The 20375-nt window shown below is 46.3% G+C and carries 23 protein-coding genes; 9 read left to right on the top strand and 14 right to left on the bottom strand.

Translation table 11 applies throughout. From position 1 onward, the window contains the following. Positions 1-21: 21 nt before the first annotated feature. The gene (locus MF542_RS06120; RefSeq protein WP_247017046.1) at positions 22-438 is read right to left on the bottom strand and encodes an MAPEG family protein; all 417 of its coding nucleotides are present in this window, start codon (positions 436-438) and stop codon (positions 22-24) included. A 183-nt stretch (positions 439-621) separates the two neighbouring features. On the opposite strand from MF542_RS06120, the gene MF542_RS06115 reads away from it, so the two are divergent. After that, entirely contained in the window at positions 622-2112 is a 1491-nt protein-coding gene (locus MF542_RS06115) for an FG-GAP repeat domain-containing protein (protein WP_247017044.1), read from the top strand. A gap of 68 nt (positions 2113-2180) precedes the next feature. On the opposite strand, the gene MF542_RS06110 is transcribed toward MF542_RS06115, so the two are convergent. Then, positions 2181-2780: a cytochrome b family protein gene (locus tag MF542_RS06110; protein WP_247017042.1), complete on the bottom strand. Its 600-nt coding sequence runs from the start codon at positions 2778-2780 to the stop codon at positions 2181-2183. A gap of 83 nt (positions 2781-2863) precedes the next feature. Here MF542_RS06110 and MF542_RS06105 point away from each other — a divergent pair, with 83 nt between their 5' ends. Continuing rightward, the gene (locus MF542_RS06105; RefSeq protein WP_247017040.1) at positions 2864-3367 is read left to right on the top strand and encodes a GNAT family N-acetyltransferase; all 504 of its coding nucleotides are present in this window, start codon (positions 2864-2866) and stop codon (positions 3365-3367) included. A 6-nt stretch (positions 3368-3373) separates the two neighbouring features. Further along, positions 3374-3859 (top strand): GNAT family N-acetyltransferase, encoded by a 486-nt coding sequence (locus tag MF542_RS06100; RefSeq protein WP_247017038.1) that lies wholly within the window; start codon positions 3374-3376, stop codon positions 3857-3859. 27 nt (positions 3860-3886) lie between these two features. Here the strand turns inward: MF542_RS06100 and MF542_RS06095 are convergent, their stop codons facing one another. The 9 genes from MF542_RS06095 to MF542_RS06055 form a co-directional block, all read right to left on the bottom strand. After that, the gene (locus tag MF542_RS06095) at positions 3887-4957 is read right to left on the bottom strand and encodes a transporter (RefSeq protein WP_247017036.1); all 1071 of its coding nucleotides are present in this window, start codon (positions 4955-4957) and stop codon (positions 3887-3889) included. Positions 4958-5013: 56 nt separating this feature from the next. Next, entirely contained in the window at positions 5014-5382 is a 369-nt protein-coding gene (locus MF542_RS06090; protein ID WP_247017034.1) for a hypothetical protein, read from the bottom strand. 182 nt (positions 5383-5564) lie between these two features. Next, entirely contained in the window at positions 5565-5948 is a 384-nt protein-coding gene (locus MF542_RS06085; RefSeq protein WP_247017032.1) for a VOC family protein, read from the bottom strand. A gap of 66 nt (positions 5949-6014) precedes the next feature. Continuing rightward, on the bottom strand, positions 6015-6500 hold the full coding sequence (locus MF542_RS06080; protein ID WP_247017030.1) for a YHS domain-containing (seleno)protein: 486 nt from the start codon (positions 6498-6500) through the stop codon (positions 6015-6017). 125 nt (positions 6501-6625) lie between these two features. Further along, positions 6626-7549, bottom strand: a complete 924-nt coding sequence (locus tag MF542_RS06075) for an AraC family transcriptional regulator (RefSeq protein WP_247017028.1) — start codon at positions 7547-7549, stop codon at positions 6626-6628. Positions 7550-7693: 144 nt separating this feature from the next. Beyond that, the gene (locus tag MF542_RS06070) at positions 7694-8362 is read right to left on the bottom strand and encodes an alternative oxidase (RefSeq protein ID WP_247017026.1); all 669 of its coding nucleotides are present in this window, start codon (positions 8360-8362) and stop codon (positions 7694-7696) included. 133 nt (positions 8363-8495) lie between these two features. Next, positions 8496-9209, bottom strand: a complete 714-nt coding sequence (locus MF542_RS06065) for a tetratricopeptide repeat protein (RefSeq protein WP_247017024.1) — start codon at positions 9207-9209, stop codon at positions 8496-8498. A gap of 90 nt (positions 9210-9299) precedes the next feature. Then, positions 9300-10136 carry an N-acyl homoserine lactonase family protein gene (locus MF542_RS06060; RefSeq protein WP_247017022.1) on the bottom strand — a complete coding sequence of 279 codons (837 nt, stop codon included), beginning with the start codon at positions 10134-10136 and terminating at the stop codon, positions 9300-9302. 4 nt (positions 10137-10140) lie between these two features. Continuing rightward, entirely contained in the window at positions 10141-11652 is a 1512-nt protein-coding gene (locus MF542_RS06055; protein ID WP_247017020.1) for a UbiD family decarboxylase, read from the bottom strand. Between the two features lie 108 nt (positions 11653-11760). On the opposite strand from MF542_RS06055, the gene MF542_RS06050 reads away from it, so the two are divergent. Together MF542_RS06050 and MF542_RS06045 are read left to right on the top strand one after the other, a co-directional pair. Then, positions 11761-12312: a hypothetical protein gene (locus tag MF542_RS06050; RefSeq protein WP_247017018.1), complete on the top strand. Its 552-nt coding sequence runs from the start codon at positions 11761-11763 to the stop codon at positions 12310-12312. A 19-nt stretch (positions 12313-12331) separates the two neighbouring features. Further along, positions 12332-12919 carry a hypothetical protein gene (locus MF542_RS06045; protein ID WP_247017016.1) on the top strand — a complete coding sequence of 196 codons (588 nt, stop codon included), beginning with the start codon at positions 12332-12334 and terminating at the stop codon, positions 12917-12919. On the opposite strand, the gene MF542_RS06040 is transcribed toward MF542_RS06045, so the two are convergent. Together MF542_RS06040 and MF542_RS06035 are read right to left on the bottom strand one after the other, a co-directional pair. Next, positions 12916-13944, bottom strand: a complete 1029-nt coding sequence (locus MF542_RS06040; protein ID WP_247017014.1) for a hypothetical protein — start codon at positions 13942-13944, stop codon at positions 12916-12918. The two genes, MF542_RS06045 and MF542_RS06040, sit on opposite strands and share 4 nt — an antisense overlap. A 139-nt stretch (positions 13945-14083) precedes the next feature. After that, positions 14084-14941 carry a sterol desaturase family protein gene (locus tag MF542_RS06035; RefSeq protein ID WP_247017013.1) on the bottom strand — a complete coding sequence of 286 codons (858 nt, stop codon included), beginning with the start codon at positions 14939-14941 and terminating at the stop codon, positions 14084-14086. A gap of 80 nt (positions 14942-15021) precedes the next feature. On the opposite strand from MF542_RS06035, the gene MF542_RS06030 reads away from it, so the two are divergent. Together MF542_RS06030 and MF542_RS06025 are read left to right on the top strand one after the other, a co-directional pair. After that, positions 15022-15720: a Crp/Fnr family transcriptional regulator gene (locus MF542_RS06030; RefSeq protein WP_247017011.1), complete on the top strand. Its 699-nt coding sequence runs from the start codon at positions 15022-15024 to the stop codon at positions 15718-15720. Between the two features lie 69 nt (positions 15721-15789). After that, on the top strand, positions 15790-16977 hold the full coding sequence (locus MF542_RS06025) for an NnrS family protein (RefSeq protein ID WP_247017009.1): 1188 nt from the start codon (positions 15790-15792) through the stop codon (positions 16975-16977). On the opposite strand, the gene hutI is transcribed toward MF542_RS06025, so the two are convergent. Beyond that, a complete protein-coding gene (gene hutI, locus MF542_RS06020; RefSeq protein ID WP_247017007.1) occupies positions 16972-18177 on the bottom strand; it encodes an imidazolonepropionase in 1206 nt (401 codons plus the stop codon). The genes MF542_RS06025 and hutI overlap by 6 nt on opposite strands. Positions 18178-18275: 98 nt before the next feature. On the opposite strand from hutI, the gene MF542_RS06015 reads away from it, so the two are divergent. Together MF542_RS06015 and hutC are read left to right on the top strand one after the other, a co-directional pair. After that, positions 18276-19643, top strand: coding sequence for a formimidoylglutamate deiminase (locus MF542_RS06015; RefSeq protein ID WP_247017005.1), 1368 nt, complete (start codon positions 18276-18278; stop codon positions 19641-19643). 2 nt (positions 19644-19645) lie between these two features. After that, positions 19646-20374, top strand: coding sequence for a histidine utilization transcriptional repressor HutC (hutC, locus tag MF542_RS06010; RefSeq protein WP_247017003.1), 729 nt, complete (start codon positions 19646-19648; stop codon positions 20372-20374). Position 20375 lies beyond the last annotated feature (1 nt).

The raw sequence follows: 20375 nt of genomic DNA, 5'->3' as shown, positions 1-20375 counted from the left end.
CTCGGCTTTCTTCTTTTAAATTTAAAGAAGTGTAAGAATGTTTAGTGCTGCTAAAACCATCAGCACAACGCTGGAGAGCATGAAGGTAAGAAACCTGAGGGTTACTTTGTTTATCAAGGTTTGCATAAAGGAATGCACAACACGCAAGCCGACATAAGCCCATGCCAGTTGCACCATGAAATCAGTTACGTTGCCTGCCAGATAGGTGTAGAAAACCAGTGCGAAGAACATGGTTGGCTGTTCATGCAGGTGGTTATAATTATCTGCGATACGGCGTACGTCCGCTGGTAATGTATTTAACGAACCTGGATGTGCAGCAGCCTGTGGATCAATTTCAGCCTTTGCCATTGCAGGCAGGCGTGTAGCGTACATCCATCCCCACATTACGAGTGACCATGATACCAAGGCGAGGATTGGTAATAGTATTTCTTTTTCCATTTCGTACTCCCCTGAACGGAAATTATTATTGCTCCCAAATAAAACAGTAGCGTGTTTTGTTTATAAGGCTAACAATAATGTGAGGTACTTGGGGAATAGGCTAACATTGGATTAGCGTGCCTAATTGATGCCATTTTGTCGCCTTAGCGACAATGGGGAAGTGGAATTTATAAGGGTTGGATTATGTACAAAGCAGTGGGAGCTGCGCTTTTTGGCGTATTGTGTTTTGGGGGCAATGCGGGTGCTCAAGACCTGTTTGAAATAAAACAACTAGATGCTGGGCATCCGGTTGAAACTATGGAAAAAATCCATTTTGGTAGCCAAGGGAAAGCAGCTCTTCTTGCAGCAGGCCGAGATCGAGATGGAGCCAAGCATTTTTCGATATTTGATGCGGCAGGCGGTAATGAAGCTATACTGCATTTCACTATGCCTGAAGATATGCTGTTTTTTGATACTGCCAAATTGGACGGCAAAGCTACAAGCGTGGTGTTTCTATCAAGTGAAGGTGTTTCGTATTTTAATACTGAAAGCGGCCAAATAGAGCTTTTGGTGCCAGTACAAAGTATTTTCAGGCAATCATTTAATCCAAGACTTAACAAGGCTGATTTCTCGAAAGATTTGAACGGCGACGGTCTGGCAGATGTTTTATTGCCTGATTTTGATGGATATCGTTTACTCCTTGGGAAAGAAGCTGGTGGTTTTGAGCCTGAACAGCTTTTGAATATGCAGGTTGAAATGCGTTTGGGTGCCGGCACACCTCGCTATAGTACCTTTCCCTACTATCAGTTTGATGCAAACTTTGATGGTAAAGATGACATAGTGTTCCACCAGGATCACAGCTTCATTGTTTTTCCTCAAGAGGTAGACGGTAGCTTTGAAAACGAGCCAATGATCATACCGTTTGATCTACCAGTGACGGGGAATTCATACAAAGAGCAGGTGCGTGCTGACGAGCGCTACGCTGATCAGACTAATCTGGAAAACAGTACGTTCCGGGAAATAGATGATATTAATGGTGACGGCATTATTGATATTGTGACCACCACAGATATAGCGAAGGGCGTGTTTAACCGTACATTGGAATTTCATTACTATTACGGCAAAAATGAAGGTGGAAAGCTTACATTCAGTGGCGAAGCTGATACTGACATCGTGATGAAAGGGTTTTCTACCCGGAACGAACATATCGATTTCGGTACCGACGGTAAAAAAGATTTTGTGGCGGGTGCAGCCAATCTGGGGATTGGGAAGATAATTGGTATTTTCTTGTCTGGATCGACCAGCGTAGATGTAAATTTCTATGAGCAAGGTGATAACGGCAGATATACCGAGAAGCCCACATACAAAAAGAAGGTAAGTGTTGCCTTTAACCTTTCAAGCGGCCAATCCAGCATCCCTGTTGTAGAGATGGGGGACTTTAATGGCGACGGTTCTAAGGATCTGGTGGTAAGTAAGAAGGAAAAAGAATTACAGTTCTTTATGGCAACACCGGGTGGTAAAAATATGTTTGCCCGAAAAGCGGTCAAGCTCAAAATTCCATTACCGAAAAACGGTGAATATGTGGATGCGCTTGATTTGAATGAAGACGGTAAAGATGATCTGGTTTTCTATTTTGATAGATTGAATAGCGCAGCTGAAAAAGTTAACCAAATAACCGTGATGCTCGCAAAATAACGAGCATAGATTCGAGTACAATTTAGGGCACAAGGTTTATTGTGCCCTAAATTCCCAGTGAAATATGACTAGCGATTTTTCGCTTTTGCTTGCAGCATTTTCCAACCTTGATAGCGTATTAAGATTGCTAGAATGCACATCAGAGGCAACCAGCTTGTACTAAAACTTGTGAACGCCTCTGGCTCTTTGCTCGATGTTGCGAGGAAAATGAACCAAATATAGTAGCTGCTGATTTTATGGAGCATTTTCCATTTGCGTGCGCCCAGTTTTCTTACAGCTGTATTGTTTGAGGTAATGGTCATTAAAAACAGGAATAGATAGGCAAGCGCTCCGATGCCGAGAGTAGAAGCTTCTCTTGTTTCTTCGGTGAAGGCCAAATTCGATAGTACAAATCCTAAATGTACAAAGTGGATAAGCGCGAAGTTAAGCCCCAGGTACCGACGGTTTTTCATAGCCCATCTGGAATAGTCACTTGGCCGCATAATATGTAGGCTTGATGTAGTGAATGCCAGAAAGAAAAAGATAAACGCCAAATGAGCAGTGGGCTTCATGACAAGATCAAGCGCTCCAATGTAATTGCCTGCCGTCTGGATGCTGAAAACTGTATAAACCACAAGCAATAATGCGGTGATCAGTAACAGGTGTTTCCCTTGAAATCTTTTAAGCATAAATTTGGCCCTTGTATTTTCCCCTAGCTGATGAATAGTTTCATAGAAACTGAAAAAAACAAAATGCAGGTGAGGGAAACGTTATGAAATTGGTGCTTAAACCAATTCCCAAAGAAGATTACCCGAGGTTTCATGAACTGGTAAATGACTTTGATGTCGCACGCATGACAGCGACCATTCCGTTTCCAGTAACTTATGAATTTGTTGAAAAACGCCTTGATGATCGTCGTGAATTAGAAGCTAAAGATGGCTCTATCGTAGAACGCGGAATATACAATGATCAGGGAGAGCTTATTGGGAATGCTGGGCATTTTCCACATGAAAGCGGTGGTCGGGAAATTGGTTATTTTATTGGCCGAGATTTTTGGGGCAAAGGATATGCAACAGAAGCTGGTAAGGCACTGATCAACCTCGTACGAGAACAAGGGCATGCTGGGATCATCTACGGTACTGTAGCCAAGGATAATCCAGCTTCTATGCGTGTACTTGAAAAACTGGGCTTTATCCAAGTGGGTGAAGGAAGCGGAACAAGCGCCGCTCGCCCGGGTGAAATAACAAAACACAATAAATACGAATTGGCGCCCTGATTTTATATGAATGTTTCTATCAGAAATATGGTTGGGGCTGATATTGAACCGCTTGCAAAATTCCACACAGATGAAGAAGCTGCCTGGCTCGCGGGTGGTGGTGCTATCTCTGGTGATACAGCAACTCACGTTGCTCGTTTTGCTCGGCTTTTGGACGATGAAAGTGGTGAGTTATTGCTGCGGACTATCATTGTGGATGGTGAAGTTGCTGGATATATCGCAACTTTCCTGCGTGAGGATGCAAGAGAGATAAGTTACTGGCTAGGAAGACAGTTTTGGGGCAAAGGGATCGTTACTCATGCTCTAAAAGTTTTTTTGCTCCAAGTGAAAGAAATATTTCCTGATCAATCCATTTATGCACGTGTGGTTGAGAGCAATATTGGCTCCGCTAAAGTGCTGGAAAAAACAGGCTTCAGAAGTTTGAGAGAAGAGCAATTCTTTTCTGAAGCCCGACAAGGCGAAGTTTCTGAGACCCTTTATATACTGAAGTAAAAGCCGGGCATTACCCGGCTTACATCTCTAGAAAGCAAGTTGCCAACCTAGTGTGATGGTTAAGTCAGTTTCCATCTGTGGGCCATTAAGGTCTTGCAATATTGGTGTGCCAACTTCAAGCGCAAGGCGATTACCTTTCAGGCCACCTTCGGTGAAGAGATAGTTGATGCCTGCAAATAACTCAATTTTCTCACCACCGTGAAAGTCAGTTTGAGCTGTTTGTACAGGCCCTGCAATGGAAGGGTCGCGGCCATTAATATCGCCTTGCGTCGTGAATTTGGCGCGGCCGGATACCGAAATATTATCATTAAAGCCATATGCGAGCCATGAGGTGGCTTCAAATTTGTCTCCGAGTGTGTAGCCTTCTGCATTATCACCCAAGCGAATAGTAGCTCGCGCCTGTGCACCCCAGTTAATATCATCCTTATGTCCTACATAAGTGATACCCGGTTCCAGATCCCAAGTGCCGGAACCCAATTGCATTGGATAGGGTAGGCGTACAGTAGGCGTTCCGCCCATTGGGGTTAGAATATCATCTGTTTCTGTATTTGAGCCCGTTGGTAAGCTGATACCAGCATTCAAATGAAGCTTATGTGTACCACTGTCGTGAAGGCGAATAAGTGCACCTAACTTTGTATCGCCAAAGCCTGAGGATTTAGTGTTGAACTCACCAAGTCTGTTGGTACCCATACCACCCTGAAATGTTACATGATCCATGGTGTTGGCATTGTACATGGCCATTGCCATCAGGGTTATGTTGTCGGTCGGCGCGTACATGGCACCAATCATGACCATATGCATATCCATCTGGGTGGGTACAATACGAAGGGTAGGGGGCTGCCCAGGAGCGCCAGCAAAGCTGTTCGGAACGGTGGTTACAATCTGTTCTGGCGTTACGCTGTTGGTGCCAATACGGCTGCCGCTCATATCCATATACATATAGCGGGCACTGAGCATAAACTCCCCTTTCTTGTGAAGGTGATCCCCCATTACGCCAATAGGTGCATGATCATAAGCGCGTGGTGCTTGGTGAGTATCGTGTGCGAAAACAGGCATACTGCATACAAGAGCAGACGCCGCCAATAAGGTGCGTTTCATCCGGTAATTCCTCTGCGGATAAATGGTAGTAGTATGGTTTGTTTAGGGAAGAGGAACTACAGGCTTGGCGGTCCGCGTGCAGTGGCACGAAGAATGCGGAGCATACTGAGGGTAGCTGCATGCTCTGCTGCATTGGAAGCGGGACCAAAGTCTGAGGGTAGAAACTCTAGATCAGCAAGCTGGATAGGGGCATCTAGAGCGGAATATGGACATTTCATCCTGTCCATTTGATCCATGGTTTCATCGTCATGATCAAAATGAACAGGCATCCATGGTAGTTCGCCCGCAGATGCACAAATACGTACAAGGCTCCCGCCGTTCAGGAAAGAACCGATATCAAGCATCATGCCATCTGTAACTGAAGCTCGTGCAGAGAAAGATACAAACAGGACGGCCAATAGTATTTTGTGTGCAGTGTACCGCATATGGGCAGTTATGTAGCACGCATGCCCATGAAGATCACCGACAATAGAAAGAGTGCGACATTTTTACATGGAAATGCTGGAAGAATCCGATGAGGCCTAAGAGAGGGGGGCCTCATATATGGGGCAGACTCTTCCAGCAGAGGGCTCTCAGTTAGCAGAATTGAACTGAGAGTTGAGGACTTTTATCCCGCGAAACCACCATTAATAGCTTCGAGTTTGTGTCCGAAAGGATCAAGAATGAATGTTGTATACACATCTGGAATTGGATAAGCGGGGCGCGGGCCTGGTTTCCCCGCACAGGTGCCACCATTTTCCATAGCGAACTTGTGGAAAGCATCCACAGCTTCTTTGGTGTCCGCCTTAAAACAAATATGGGTACCATTGCCAACGGAAGCTGCGCCGCCATCGTTAGGGCGGATTAGAATAAATTCTATACGGTTACGGCCATAGGCGGCTAGCGCTTCATTGCTGACCATGCATGTGTAACCAAGTGTTTCAAGCAGACCATTATAAAATGACATAGCGTTTTCGACATTATCTACGCCGAGGCTGAGGTGATCAATCATACTCTATCGCTTTCCTAAGATTTCAAGGGAGGTGGGCAGAGCAGGCTCTGCCCGGGTGAACTGGGCTTAAAGATCAGTTGCAGCAGTGTGCTTGATCTTTTTCCAGTTAGCTTTCGCTTTACGAAGCGTGCCTTTTTCGTCTTGTAGGAAAGCTTGTAGGATATCGTCGCTCAGGAATAGATATAGTTTACCGTCGCGAACAGCTGCGTAACGTGGGTTGCCGTCAAATTTCTTACCAACAGAAACACCAAATGTGCAGAAACCACCATTTTGCGGTACAAAGCGATCAGGGTTTGCTTCAAATGTTTTCTTATTGTCTTCAGAAGCGAAGTAATATGCCACGCCATCATGAACAGATGTGTATTTAGCAACGCCGTCAATACGGTTACCAAGGCCAATGAAGGCCACTGTATCAACACCGTGTGCGCCAAGTGGTGCGCCTGCCGCTGTGAGGCCAGGAACAGTGTTGTGTTCATCATCAGCTAGAACCGCAGGCGTTGCAGCAATAGAAGCAGCGATAAGAATAGAACCAATCTTCACGAATTTAGACATTGTTTTTCCTTTCCGAAATATGTGTTGCCATGTCTGGTTTCGGAAATAGGAAAATGTAGATGATTGATCAATATGTATGCGGTTATTCCGGATTTAATGCAAAATCAATGGGACGATATGCATATTTATGCATGTTTTCGGTATTCTGTAGGAGACACCCCAAAGCGTCCGCTGAAGGCACGAGTAAAGGCTGCAGGTGATTGGTAGCCGGTTTTTTCTGCAATGGCCTGCACGCTAGTGCGGCTACTTTCCAGCATGGCAAGTGCTTTCTGTAAACGCCAGTCACTAAGATAGCCCATCGGGCCTGTTCCAACCATCTCACTGAACCGTTCAGAGAAACGGCTACGAGACATGCCAGCCTCTTGCGCAAGCTTTTCCACGCTCCATGCAGCTTCTGGTGTCGTGTGGATAAGCTGTAGAGCGCGGCCAATGTGTTTGTCATTGAGCGCGATCAGAATGTTCTGCAGATCACCCTGTTTATTGATGGCTGATCGGAGAAGTTCAATAAATACGATTTCTGATAATCGGGTAACTGACGCTTCGGCACCTAGTTGGTTTGAGAACATGCGTTGTGCGACAAGCCTGAGCATTTCATCAAGCCAAGGTTCTTTAAGCCGTTCTACCATTGTTGTTACCAGGTAGTCAGGCAGAGCTTTGATAATGGGGTGGTCTGCTTTTTCCCGGAAGGTGAAATGGCCACATACCATTTGGGTCGAGGCGAACTCATCTTTGTTTCCTACAACTAAAACACCTTCGTTTTTATAGCCAACATTTTCAAGAACCTGCTCGAGAGGCGGGGCATTTCTTCCAGCTCTGTCTGAAAGGATATGTTTACGGCCACGGGGAATAAGAACAATATCGCCGGGAGTAAGGGTAACATCTTTACCGTCAGAAAATGTGATATTGCATGATCCTTGGATGACCAGATGGAAACGTGCTGCTTGCTCGTAATCAGGCACTGTTACAGCCCATGGGCCAGAAAAGTCCGTCCTGAAATAAAGTGCGCCTCTTAAATCCAGCGTATTTAAAATATCGTCTAATACATCCATTGCAGATCATCCTGTTTACCGGTCTATAATTGTATGACCAGCATAGGAATAACTGTCTATTCAAAGGATCGTGAGAACAGGAGCTGCTTCTCCCTATCGGGAAGAGAGGCGGGTAGGAAGAAGCAGCGAGAGTAGTAGCTTTAACTAGGAATGAGCTAGTGTGCTGTTTCCTTTTGGCCGATCACCAGCTTCTAAACTGTTTGCAAAATAATGATTTCGGTCTCTATGTCCTGCTTCATCATCACGAACGGCGATTACCACATCACGCAGTGTGGCATCTTCTGCAAGACTCCAGTAATCGATAGCGATTTGGGGTGCCTCGGTGTTCGCGTGGCGTCCGGCATCAATTTCTTCAAGATACTGGTTATAGCTTACAACCGCCTCTTCTTCGAAGTAGCCAACAACCCGGTGTGCTGTTTTTGCAGAGAATAGATAGAGAAAGAAATAGACATTATAGAAAATAAGCTGAGTGATCATAATCACCGCACGTTCAAACCATGTGGGTTTGGCTACTTCGATGAATGTCATCAAATGCATGCGCTCATTCTCTGCCTCATCAAGCAGTTCACGAATCCAGCCTTGATCATCTCGAATATGTCTTAGACATTTAAGATGCTGTAACAGGCCAGCGACCATACCGGGAACTGCCGCCACCGTTTCCAGTACCACAGCACGGTGACCATAGCGTTTTGCGAAAAAACTATCAGCGACAAATCTGAGCGCTTTTACGAAGCCGTAAGCAAAATGATCTGTGAACCCTTTGGGTTCATGGTGAAGGATTTCGGCTCCCTGCGGAGCTTGTGAATGAGCCATAAGAACCTCCTCACATAGGTGTGGGCTACAGGTTCTATATTGGGTGAGATAGATTAAATTTTCATTAGACAGACTGTCACATGTGACAGTTTGACAGAGGAATATATTCCTTTGTGATTACTTTGTCTTCAGACTAACGAGTGTTGTTAAATGCTAACTGAACCTGCTCAAAACGCTTCTTGCTATCTGCTATTTGTGCACATTTAGTTTCGCGTTTACAAAGTCTGGCGATCGTAGATTCAATTTTCTTGAATTGCTTGGGTAGTTTTTCAAGCTCACCGTTTCGGAAGTCAAGCAGCGCAAGTTCTATCCGTGCATCCACATTGGCGCGGTTCAGGCGAACAGCTTTCCTGAAGGAATTTCGTGCTTCCTTAAGCTTGTTTTGCTGAAGTTCAGTAACTCCCCTAACAAAATAGAGTTGGGAAGACGTTACTTTTAGTGCGCCAAAAGGAGCTTGTGAAAAAACACTTCGCGCTTTTGCTCGCGAGCCAGCTACATAGGCTTGATTTTCACCTTCCCAATCGTCAGCGAGATTCAGGGTTGCGCGTGTTATTTGCCCGCCACTTCCTAGTGCTTCAAAAGCCTGTCGGCCTTGGATTTGTTTTTCAAGGGCAATAAACTGCTGAGTTGCGAGAATAGAAAACTGTCTTTCAGCTTTCGCATAATCGCCGTTAAGGTACGCGCTAAAAGCTTCCCTAAGGGAGCCACGTAGCGTTTTCTCAAGCTGTTTTGCGTTGATTTCAATTTCTTCATCGGGCTGTACAGGTACAGGGTTACCCTTTTCTGCATAGGCAAGTGATGAAGCTGAAACGATCAGTTGAAGGCCCAGAAGTGTTTTTAAAAGCATATCTATTCCCCAATGTGTCTTGGAGAATATATACGTTTTGCGTTATGAAGTACAACTTTTGATGGCCGTTATATCATCACATTTTTGATATTACTGCACATAAGCTGGGAATACAGGCAGGCTGTTAAAATGCTTCATCTCATGCTGGATGATAATACGCGCGCCTTTTTCCTCGGCGTATGCTTCAAAGGCGCTCTGTGAAATCTTGGTTGCTTCTTTATCAAAGTTAAAAGAAGGGACAGCTTTTTTCTCCCGGCCTTCTGCATGGGTGTAAAGGTCACCAGAGAAGAGATAACCACCTGTTTCGGGGAGGTTCACGTAAAGCACAGCGTGCCCCACCGTGTGACCGGGCATATATTTTACCACCACAGTGCCATCACCAAACACGTCATGCTCGCTATCAAACTGGATAGTTTTTGCATTCTCAAGCGCACCCCACACTTTATAAGCTTCAGGTTGGGATTTCATCTCGTCAGAGAACATAAAAGCATGTTCGCGGTTGTTGATCACAAGTGTTGAACTGGTGAAAAGTGCAGCATTGCCTGAATGGTCAGGGTGCCAGTGGCTAAGGCCCAGATATTCTACATCGTCTGTGCGCATACCAAGATCAGCAAGTTGATCTGTAAGGCTGCGCTCCATACGGAGAATACCGTAGCCAGCGTTCATACCATCTTGATGTTCACTCAGCGATTGTTCAAGGCCGGTATCCCAAAGGAAATCGCCTTTAGGATGTCGTATGAGAAAGCAGGGATCAGCGAGTGTTGCGCTTTGCCCGTTAAATTGGCCCTCGCTTGAAAAGGCACCAATATCGAACATTTCGATAGTGCCGCAATCAAGCGCATATAATTTGATGGTATCTCTGTCTTCAGCTTGTGCTGATAGTGTTATTGTTAGTGCTGCCGTTAGTGTTTTTAACGTATTTTTCATTCAGTTATTTTTTCCATATTTTTGAATATTCGCCAGGGATGCCAAGGCTATCCCACATAGCGTCAACTTTGTTCACCACATCGTCTTCCATATATATTTCGGTACCCCATTCGCGGTGGGTTTCATTACCCACTTTATTGGTGGCGTCCATGCCGAGCTTACCGCCAAGCCCGCTTTCAGGGCTTGCAAAATCAAGATAGTCGATAGGTGTATTTTCAATGGTGACAATATCGCGAACTGGGTCCATCCGGGTACTCATAGCCCAGATTACATCTTTCCAATCACGACAATCGATATCGTCATCCACAACGATGACAAACTTGGTGTAAACGAACTGACGCAGGTAAGACCAAACGCCTGTCATCACCCGTTTAGCGTGGCCCGCATAAGCTTTTTTGATACTGACAACAGCCACGCGGTAGCTACAGCCTTCTGGCGGTAGCCAGAAATCAACAATCTCTGGGAACTGCTGCTGCAGCAGGGGAATAAACACCTCATTAAGTGCTTCGCCTAAGATTGCAGGTTCATCAGGTGGGCGGCCAGTGTAAGTGCTCAGGTAGATCGGGTCTTTACGCATGGTGATAGCAGTGATGTGGAATTCTGGGAATTTCTCCACGCTGTTATAATAACCTGTGTGGTCCCCGTATGGTCCTTCATCACCGTAGTCATCAAGGCTTACGTACCCTTCGATCACGATCTCGGCGGTGGCAGGCACTTGCAGTGGCACAGTTTTACAGTCTACGAGTGGTACCTTCTTCCCGCGCAGCAGCCCAGCAAACTGGTACTCTGAAAGTGTGTCGGGCACTGGTGTTACGGCAGCGAGAATAGTACCTGGGTCCGCACCAATAACGGCGGCCGCTGGCACAGGTTCGCGCTTCTGTTCTTTCCAGCGGGCATATTGCTGTGCACCGCCACGGTGCTTTAACCAGCGCATCAGAGTTTTATCTTTGCCCAGGCGCTGCATGCGGTAGATGCCCAGATTATATTTATCTTCCGCTTTATCAGAAGGTCCTTTGGTTACAACCAGTGGCCAAGTGATAAGAGGTGCCGGTTCATCCGGCCAACAGGTTTGGATCGGTAGCTTGAACAGGTCAATATCATCCCCTGTTAGCACTACCTCCTGTACCGGGGCTTTTTTAACCTTCTTTGGCTTCATCGCGAGCACTTGCTTCGCAAGTGGTAAGAGCTCAAGCGCATCCTTCACACCGCGTGGTGGCTCTGGTTGCCTGAGGAAGGCCAAGGTTTCACCAACTTCACGCAATTCGTGTGGTTCACGGTTCATGCCCCATGCTACGCGCTCCACTGTTCCGAACAGGTTTACGAGTACGGGCATGTCTGATTTTTCGCCGTTCTCATTTACCACATTTTCAAACAGGATCGCGGGCCCACCAGCATGCAGGACACGAGTTTGAATTTCTGTCATTTCAAGGTGAGTGGATACTTGCTCAGTGACCCGAACAAGTCTGCCTTCGGCCTCTAGCCGATCGATAAAATCGCGAAGTGAATCATAAGCCATGACCACGCTTATAATAAAGCTTGCGTGAGGATGCTATGGGATAATTGCAATAAGTGTATTTCTGGCGTAATTCCCTTAATAGGTGCATGTATTAGAGGGGAAGTTACTGTGGGCACGCCAATTATAAGGGAAGGTGGCTATTTTATCCGGGCAGACCGTAAGGCTATAGGCTATCGTGTAGATGAAGAAACGTATCAGAAATTCGAAAAATTACGCCTCTGGGAAACACTTATTTGTGTCTCAATTATACTCGTGATTTTCATTGCAGGGCGATTTATCTCGCCAGCATTTTATGCTTTTTATACTTCATTGAATGTGGCCGCTCAGGCAGGTGTATTGGGTGCTATTTTACTTTCAACTGGTTATGCGCTGTTTAGTATTGCGTGGTATTTAGAGGGGCTTTTTGTCCGAAAGCTGAAAGCAGTAGATGAAGGCTTGCCATTTTTCCAGCGTCGACATGAGCGTTTTAACAGTAAGGCTTCTTACAAGGCATCTCTTTGGGTATTCGCGCTTGGGGGCGTTATAAATTTTTATGCGTTTTGGAGTGACCCTTCCCGAAGTATTAATCTTCTTGTTGGTGTTCTCAGTTTATTGTCTGTAATAGAAATTATCCACTATCACTTTTTCTACAAAAAGGGTAAAAAGCCTGCTGATAGTTAAAGCAATAAAAGCGGTATCAGTGATGCCTCGGCGAGAGAAGAAAAGCGAAAGCCTTGAAATAAGGCTCGAATACTCGAAGAAAACAAGCTTTATGGAAGCGTGTAAGGCACGCGGTCAAACCGCAAGTGATGTGTTGCGCGGTTCAATTGAGGAATATATCGCTAGCCCTGAGAACCGTTTTCCAGTTTCTACAAAATCTCTGAGTATTGCAGCGCTACTGGCTGCTGGGATTTCTTTAGCAGCGTTTTATGAACAGCCTGCAAGTGAACCAGCGCAGATGCTTCTTTCTGCACTTGATACCAATGCTGATGCGTATCTCACTGCAACAGATGCCAGAGATGAAAGCCGTAAAGCGCTCTTTATGCTTCTTGAAAATGCGGATCAGAACGTGAATGGGCGAGTAACCGCGCAAGAGCTTGATACACTCAATCTCAAGAGCATCCGTTTGGAAGATAGTTCTGGTGAGATGAAACCTGTATTCCTGAGTTTAGAGAGGAAGGACCTTTCTGAGGACAGGATTGCAAAAGAACTTGCCAAAGCTGGTATGCCTGAGAAAGCTCGTGAAACCCTGTCCCGAAAATTAGCGGCTATGGTTGCCGAGGATTAACTCGCGTAATAGCTTTTCATCCATGTGTGCCAGTCGGCTTCCAATTCGGTAATGCTTGTTGGAATGTTATGCTGTTTTCCATTTTTTGCTAGCCAGCTTTCCATAGAATGACCATCAGAAATATGGCTGGCAATCTCATGAAAAATTGCAGGATTGCCAGATTTATCCATAAGGTAATCCGCAAATCCTCTTGATTGTGCGTAAAAATCAGCTGGGTTTCTGACGTTTTCGCCTAAGTCAAAATCATCCAGGTTTTTAATCATAATGCTGGAACTTTCCTTTGATTTTGATGCTTGCTCCCGTATTTTGGTTACCTGTCTGAAAAGAGGGTGTTCCATCTGGAAGTATTCCTCAAGTGGCCAGAAGGCATCAAAGTTCCCCGATGCGGCAAGCTTCTTAAGAGCTTTTAAACGGCCTTTTGTAACAGCTTCATTTTCTGCGAGAACAGCTGAAAGCTCGTCAAGCCAGTCGGGAGCATCACTGCCATATTGTGGTTCACCATCTGGTTCCGAATCTGGGTAATAGGCATGATGAAACCACATATGGGCCAGTTCATGAGCGAGCACACCTTTTTCCAGATCACCAGACTGAACGGCACCTTGCTTTTGCAGCTTTTCAACTTGTTCTGCAACGATAGTATCCACTGTGGCATCAGGTAGTGAAGGTTGTTGGGCTTTTATTTGTTTCTTAATATTACTAGCTACCAATTTTGATTTTTGATCTGGTGTGAGCCAAGGCATAATGGTTGTGTAACCATTTTTTTTAAGTGCGTCTTTAAAGGTATCAGGCACAGAACCACCAAGTGTCAGGGCAGTTAAACCCGTTTTTTTTCCAAAGTGTTTCTCAAATATTTGCGCGGCATTTTGTATGATGGGCAGATAAGTTTCGGCGCCGTCTTCTTTGCTTGCCACCAAGCCTAAGCCTGAATATGAGCATTTGTATGTGTCGTCGCAGACTTTAGGCAGTTCATCGTAGGCCGAGGTTGTGAGTGCTAGAAGCGAGATAAATGTTGTTTTGAAAATCATGGTTTCCTCCTGTCATGTATGAAAGGAGGGAAATCAATTTTCCTTGTGAGAGCCAGTAATTAACTGTCCGGGCATGGCGTGGTTCTTTAAAAAGAATGCCCGGACAGATAGTCCCTTTGAAAACAATCGGTTGCAGATGCTATTCCGCAGCAGCATTCGATGTTTTTAGAGATTTTGCTGGAGTTATTTCCTCCGCAGGGGATGTTTCGTCCTGCAATATCGGCCAAAGAAGCTGCGCTTTGGCACTCATGGGCGCAAGGTTTTCAACACCATATTCCTTCGGATATGTTCGTGTGATTTTCGTGGTACCGAAAAGAATATCCCAGAAAAACAGCAGGTTCCCAAAATTACCTTTGTAATTAGTTGCGGGATCATCAGCATATTTACCGTGGTGAGCAGCATGCGTAGCGGGTGTGGATATAGTGCGTTCAAGAACCCAGTAAATTGGTGAAAGCCAAGCATGCTCAATGAAAGGCTTGTCCCAGCGCACATTTGAATGTGCACCGAAGATGACCGACATTTTCACCACAACATAATATATATAGATATCTGCAAGCCCCAGATAGATGAGTACGCCTGAAATCCACAAGGACGGCATTAGGCTGTAGTAAAGAATGTTGTTTCGGTAGACGATACGTATGCTCATATAGTTGCCATTGTGGTGCGCACGGTGCAGTCCGTAAAGAAACGGAAAAGTGTGGGAAGCGCGGTGCCACCAATATTGCATCATATCATCGCCGATCAGCAGAATGAGTATTTTGAACCCGATGGCGAGTTCAGCCAGCGAGCCAGCATAGGTTGGAGCAACTTGCCCTGACAGATACATAGCGGATACTAGAATGAAAGGCTGGGTTACACCTGTAAGCATCAAGGTGCTGATAATTTCCACCCATTTATCGCCTTTTTCTTCATCTGGTTGGCTGAAAAAGCGTGAAGAGATAATTTCTGCCAAGGCGAATCCCAAGAATATCAAAGGTATAATCAGTTTGTAGTCCATTCATCCCTCCCACGGTGAATGACAAGCTTATCAAAAGCTGGTAACTTGAAATGCAAATTAGTTATCATTTGGTGAAGAAGATGAGCTATATCCCTAGCCTGGGTGTTCCAAGCCTTTACAGTTCTCTACCGGATTTGTTGCGGCAGAAGCTGGATATGCTTGGAAGTATTACCCATTATGCGCCGGATCAACATATTCAGAGCAGGGGCGATGAAACCGAAGCTTTTTCCATTATTACAAAAGGCAGTGTTTGCTTTGGAAAAATGGATGTGGAAGGTAAGTTTCTTGTAAGTGCGGTCCTTAAAGCAGGGCAGTGCTATGGAGAGTTTCCTCTACTTGCAGGCCTGCCACGTACACATGATGGTATCACGGTTGGTGAAACATCTATTCGCCATATCTCTCGAACAGCTTTTGAAGGCCTTTTAAATGAAGAGCCTGAACTTTCGGTTCTGATGTTAAAATCGGTAACTGAACAGCTCCATAATGCCCTTGAATGGATTGATGATCTCAGGCGTTATCCCCTTAAGTACCGTCTCGGGAAAGCGCTTCTCCAAATGATGAAGCATCATGAAAACTCTTATCTCAACATCAACCAGCATGAGTTGGCTGATATGCTTGGGGTAAGCAGGGTCGCTATCGGGAAAGAATTGAAGGATTATAAAGCCCGGGGATTTATCGCTATTCACTATGGTGCTGTTGAAATCACAGTACCGGCAGCCTTTGCTAGATGGGTGGATAGTTTCCTTCAGCTAGATCCAGTGATGCCACGACAGACCTAGACACCATGTCACATGGTGTAATGTGATCAAATGTCCTAACCTTCGGCCAACTAGCTGAAAGGTGACGCTATGACAGTACTCTATAACGGCCCGGCTATTTTTGCGGGTTCATTCCGAGTTTTCTTTTTCTCTGCGGCGCTCTGGGCGATTGTATCACTTGGGTTGTGGATAATATATCTGGCCGCCGGGGTGGAGCTGGCTGGTGATGTAATCAGTTGGCATGCACATGAGCTTATCTATGGTTATGGTGGAGCGGTGGTTGCAGGGTTTGCTTTCACGGCTATACCTAATTGGATCGGGCGAACTCCTGTCCGTGGGGGAACTTTAGCACTGATGTTTGGTTTGTGGTTTATCGCTCGGTTGTCGGCGGCGGCACTTTTGTTTGATATTCAGGCTATGAATGTAGCGTCTGTTTCTGAGATCCTGTTTTTTGCTATGTTTGTCGGGCTTGCTGCGCGTGAAGTGATCGCTGGAGGCAATAAGCGGAATTTCAAAATCATCGCTGTGTTTGTTTTGTTTTTCCTATCTGCGTTGGTTGCCAATCTAAACAGACTGGAATTGCTGGAAGTACCTTTCCTGCCTTGGCAAACAGGGCTTGCAATTTTATTACTGCTTATCTGCATTATTGGCGGCCGGATTATTCCGGCCTTTACCGCTAATTGGCTTAAGAAAAAGCTGGTTGAGGATGGTATAACAAACATGGACGACCAGCTGCCAATTATGTTCAATAAGTTCGATGTGGTAGTGATCCTGTTTACGGTCCTTACCTTTGTTTTATTTATCGCTGGTTATAGTGGTTATACCTTATTTGTTTCTGTCGCCGCGATGGTGTTGCATGTGATTAGGCTTATGCGCTGGAAGGGTATGAAAACCTTCAGCAGTCCTATCGTGCTTGTCCTTCACATATCCTACCTTTGGGTGCCTATTGGTTTTGCGTTGCTGGCGCTTTCAGGGATGGATCTGATTGATGAAACAACGGCCCTTCATGCGTGGACCATTGGCGCAATGGGAAGTACTACCCTCGCGGTGATGACACGAGCAACACTTGGGCATGCAAACTTGCCGCTTACAGATAGCGCTGTTTTGACAGCTATTTACACAGCGGTCAATTTAGCGGCGGCCCTCCGTATTATGGCGGCTTTTATGTATGATCATTACGACATGCTGATCAGAGCATCTGGTGGTATGTGGCTTCTGGCATTTGGGTTGTTTGTGCTTAAGTTTGGGCCAATTCATTTCGCTAAATCAAAGTTATAAAGCGCTGATAATCTCAGATGGTATTTGGCCGCCAACCCAGTAGCAAAGCTCAGCCGGTGTTTCGATATCAAATAGAAGGATATCTGCCCGTTTGCCCGCTTCCAGCGTGCCTCGATCATCCTGCAGACCTAGTGCTTTAGCTGCATTTCTGGTAATGCCTGCAATTGCCTCTTCAGGCGTTAAGCCGAAGAGTGTACACCCCATATGAAGCATAAGTTGAAGCGATTGTACGGGGGAACTTCCGGGGTTGGCATCTGTTGCCAGTGCCATATCAACGCCTGCTTGCCGCATCATTTCAACTGGTGGGCGTTTGGTTTCAGAAAGTGTATAATACGCACCGGGCAGTAGAACTGCCACAGTTCCTGCTTCCGCCATCGCGGTAACACTTTCAGCACTTGCGTATTCCAGATGGTCAGCTGATAGCGCATTGAATTCTGCAGCCAGTTTACCACCGGATAGGTCGGAGAGTTGGTCAGCGTGAAGCTTCACGGGAATGCCGAACCGTTCAGCTGTTTCAAACACGCGCTTGGTTTGCTCATACGAAAAGCCAATGCCCTCGCAAAAAGCATCAACCGCATCGACGATACCCACCTTTGCAAGGGCGGGCAGCATCATTTCACAGATGTGATCAATATACCCTTCTTTATCACCAGCAAATTCTGGTGGCAGGGCGTGAGCGCCGAGGAAAGTGGTTTTTACATCTATGCCAGCTTCTTTGCCTGCGGCCTTAGCCGCTCGCAGCATTTTCTTTTCGTCATCATATGTAAGGCCGTAACCGGATTTAATCTCGGCTGTCGTAACACCTTCAGTTTTCAGTTGTAGCAGGCGTTTTGTGGCACTTTCAGTTAGTTCATCCAGGCTTGCTGCACGTGTTGCATTCACTGTGGACAGAATACCGCCACCTGCGCGTGCGATTTCTTCATAGGATGCGCCGTTCAGGCGTTTTTCAAACTCAATGGCGCGGTTGCCGCCAAAGACGATATGAGTGTGAGGATCAATAAAGCCGGGCAGGGCAAGCATATTGCCACAATCTTTGGTTTCGTCTGCGTCGGCGGAAGGTAATTCAGATTCCGATCCTACGTAGGCGAGTCGTCCATCTTTCACGCCGATAGCACCGTGTTCAATCATGCCGTAGGGCATGTCTTCCTTTACCATGGTTGCAATGCGAACATTCCGGTAAAGTGTTTCAAAACCAGCCATATTGCCTTCCTCCCCAGTTATTTCGCTTCTTATACCACAGCTTTTTGTTGACACATAATCTAACTTGTATGAACTTGTATATACAAGTGGAGATGAAGATGCAAAAACTCTATTTTAAAGAGGGCCTTTTAGGCGGTGATTGGGCGCTTAATATCTGCGTGGAGGTGGCAAGTGATGGAGTAATCGCTGCGGTACACTCCGGTGTGGATATCCCGTTAGAAGCCGACGTGCATGAAACAGTGCTACCATCTATGCCAAATCTGCACAGCCATGCTTTCCAGCGCGCGTTCGCAGGCCTTGCAGAATATAGAGAAGCTGGGCAATCAGATTTCTGGAGCTGGCGCAATGCCATGTATCATTTCGCTGCACAGATGAACCCTGATGCGCTTAAAGTTATCACCAGTGCTCTTTATGTTGAAATGCTGAAAGCTGGTTATACCGCTGTTGGAGAGTTTCATTATCTTCATAACAGCCATACTGATCAGGCGCTGGCGATGAGCGAAGCGGTATTGGCAGCTGCGAATGATAGTGGTATCGCGCTCACCCATCTTCCCGTTCTTTACCAGGCTTCTGATTTTGGTGGTAAGTCAGCGAGCGATGGACAGAAACCCTTCCTCCACTGCAACAAAGAATTTGAACGCCTCCTACAGGTGCTGAAGCCACGCATCAGCGGTAGGCATCAGCTTGGTATGGCTTTCCACAGCCTTCGTGCAGTGCCTGAGGAAAATTTTGCGGGTGCGGTAGATGCTATTGAAAACATTAACCTGAAGGCACCTATCCATATCCATATTGCTGAGCAAATGAAGGAAGTGGAAGCATCTGTCGCACATTCCGGTAAACGGCCAGTTGAGTGGCTTTTGGAAAACCAGAATGTAGATGAACGCTGGTGTCTTGTGCACGCTACTCACGTGCAGGAGCATGAGTGGAAGGCGATTGCCAAAAGCGGTGCGGTGGTAGGCTTGTGCCCTGCAACTGAAGCAAACCTTGGGGACGGATTATTCCCCGTGCCTGAATACACCCAAATGGGGGGCGGCTTTGGTATTGGGTCAGATAGTCATATCAGTGTAGATGCGCGAGAAGAACTACGTTTGCTTGAATATGGACAACGTCTCGCGCGGCAAAAACGTACTGTGCTGACCTATGAAGGGGGTGGTCATACAGGTGAATACCTGTGGCGTGAAGCGGCAAGAGGTGGCGCTCAGGCGCTGGCGCAGCCTATTGGTGAAATCGCTGTTGGCAAGCGCGCTGACCTATTGGTGATTAACCGGGATAATCCGATGATGGCAGGTTCTTTTTATGGACAGGTGATGGATAGCTTCATTTTCTCGGGCCAGCCAAATCCAATTTCTGATGTGATGGTGGCAGGAGAATGGGTCGTGCGTGGGGGCAAGCATAAATATGAAGAAGATATCTTTGGCGCTTACAAAGAAACTGTGCGCGAAATTGCTATGGCGATGGAGGCATAATCATGAATGCACCTCTTACCCGGTATGAAGTAGTAAAGCAGTACGTACTTTCTGCCATTGAAGGCGGTGATTATGAAGCTGGTGATAAACTACCAAGCGAAAATGAGCTGGTTCGGGAACTTAGCGTTTCACGGATGACAGTGAACCGTGCGCTTCGAGAGCTTACAGATGAAGGACATATAATCCGCAGAGCAGGTATGGGTAGTTTTGTGGCGGGCCGCCGTATGCGCGGACAGGCGGCGGATATTGAAAGCATCCGTGACGAACTTGCTTCTCGTGGTGAGGTTTGGTCTGCAACAGTTTTGAGCCAGAATAGTGTGAAAGCGTCTGAGGCATTTGCTGGAGAATTTGGCGCAGATAGTGGTACGGAATTGTTCCACCTGTTGATTATTCATAAGGGTGACGGGCAACCTATTGAACTTGAAGAACGCTGGGTGAACCCGGATATTGCACCTGACCTGCTTCTGGAAGATTTTTCTGAGACGACACCGACAGATTATCTCCTTTCAGTGGCACCGCTCCTGCGTGCCGAACATGTGGTGCGTGCTGTTGCGCCTACTGCAAGAGAAGCTGAACTCCTTGAAATTGAAGAAGGCACCCCGTGTCTTGAAATTAACCGCCGGACATGGACAGGAGAGCGTGTAGCGAGCTTTGCACGTCTTCTCTACCCCGGTGACCGATATGAATTAAGCGCGCGTTTTTCAAACGTTGGCGCGTCTGCAAATACATAAA

Origin of the sequence: Kordiimonas laminariae, assembly GCF_023008165.1 — a bacterium.
Taxonomy (GTDB): domain Bacteria; phylum Pseudomonadota; class Alphaproteobacteria; order Sphingomonadales; family Kordiimonadaceae; genus Kordiimonas; species Kordiimonas laminariae.
The sequence above is the reverse complement of the archived record's forward strand: the minus strand, read 5'-3'. Positions and strand labels throughout refer to the sequence as shown.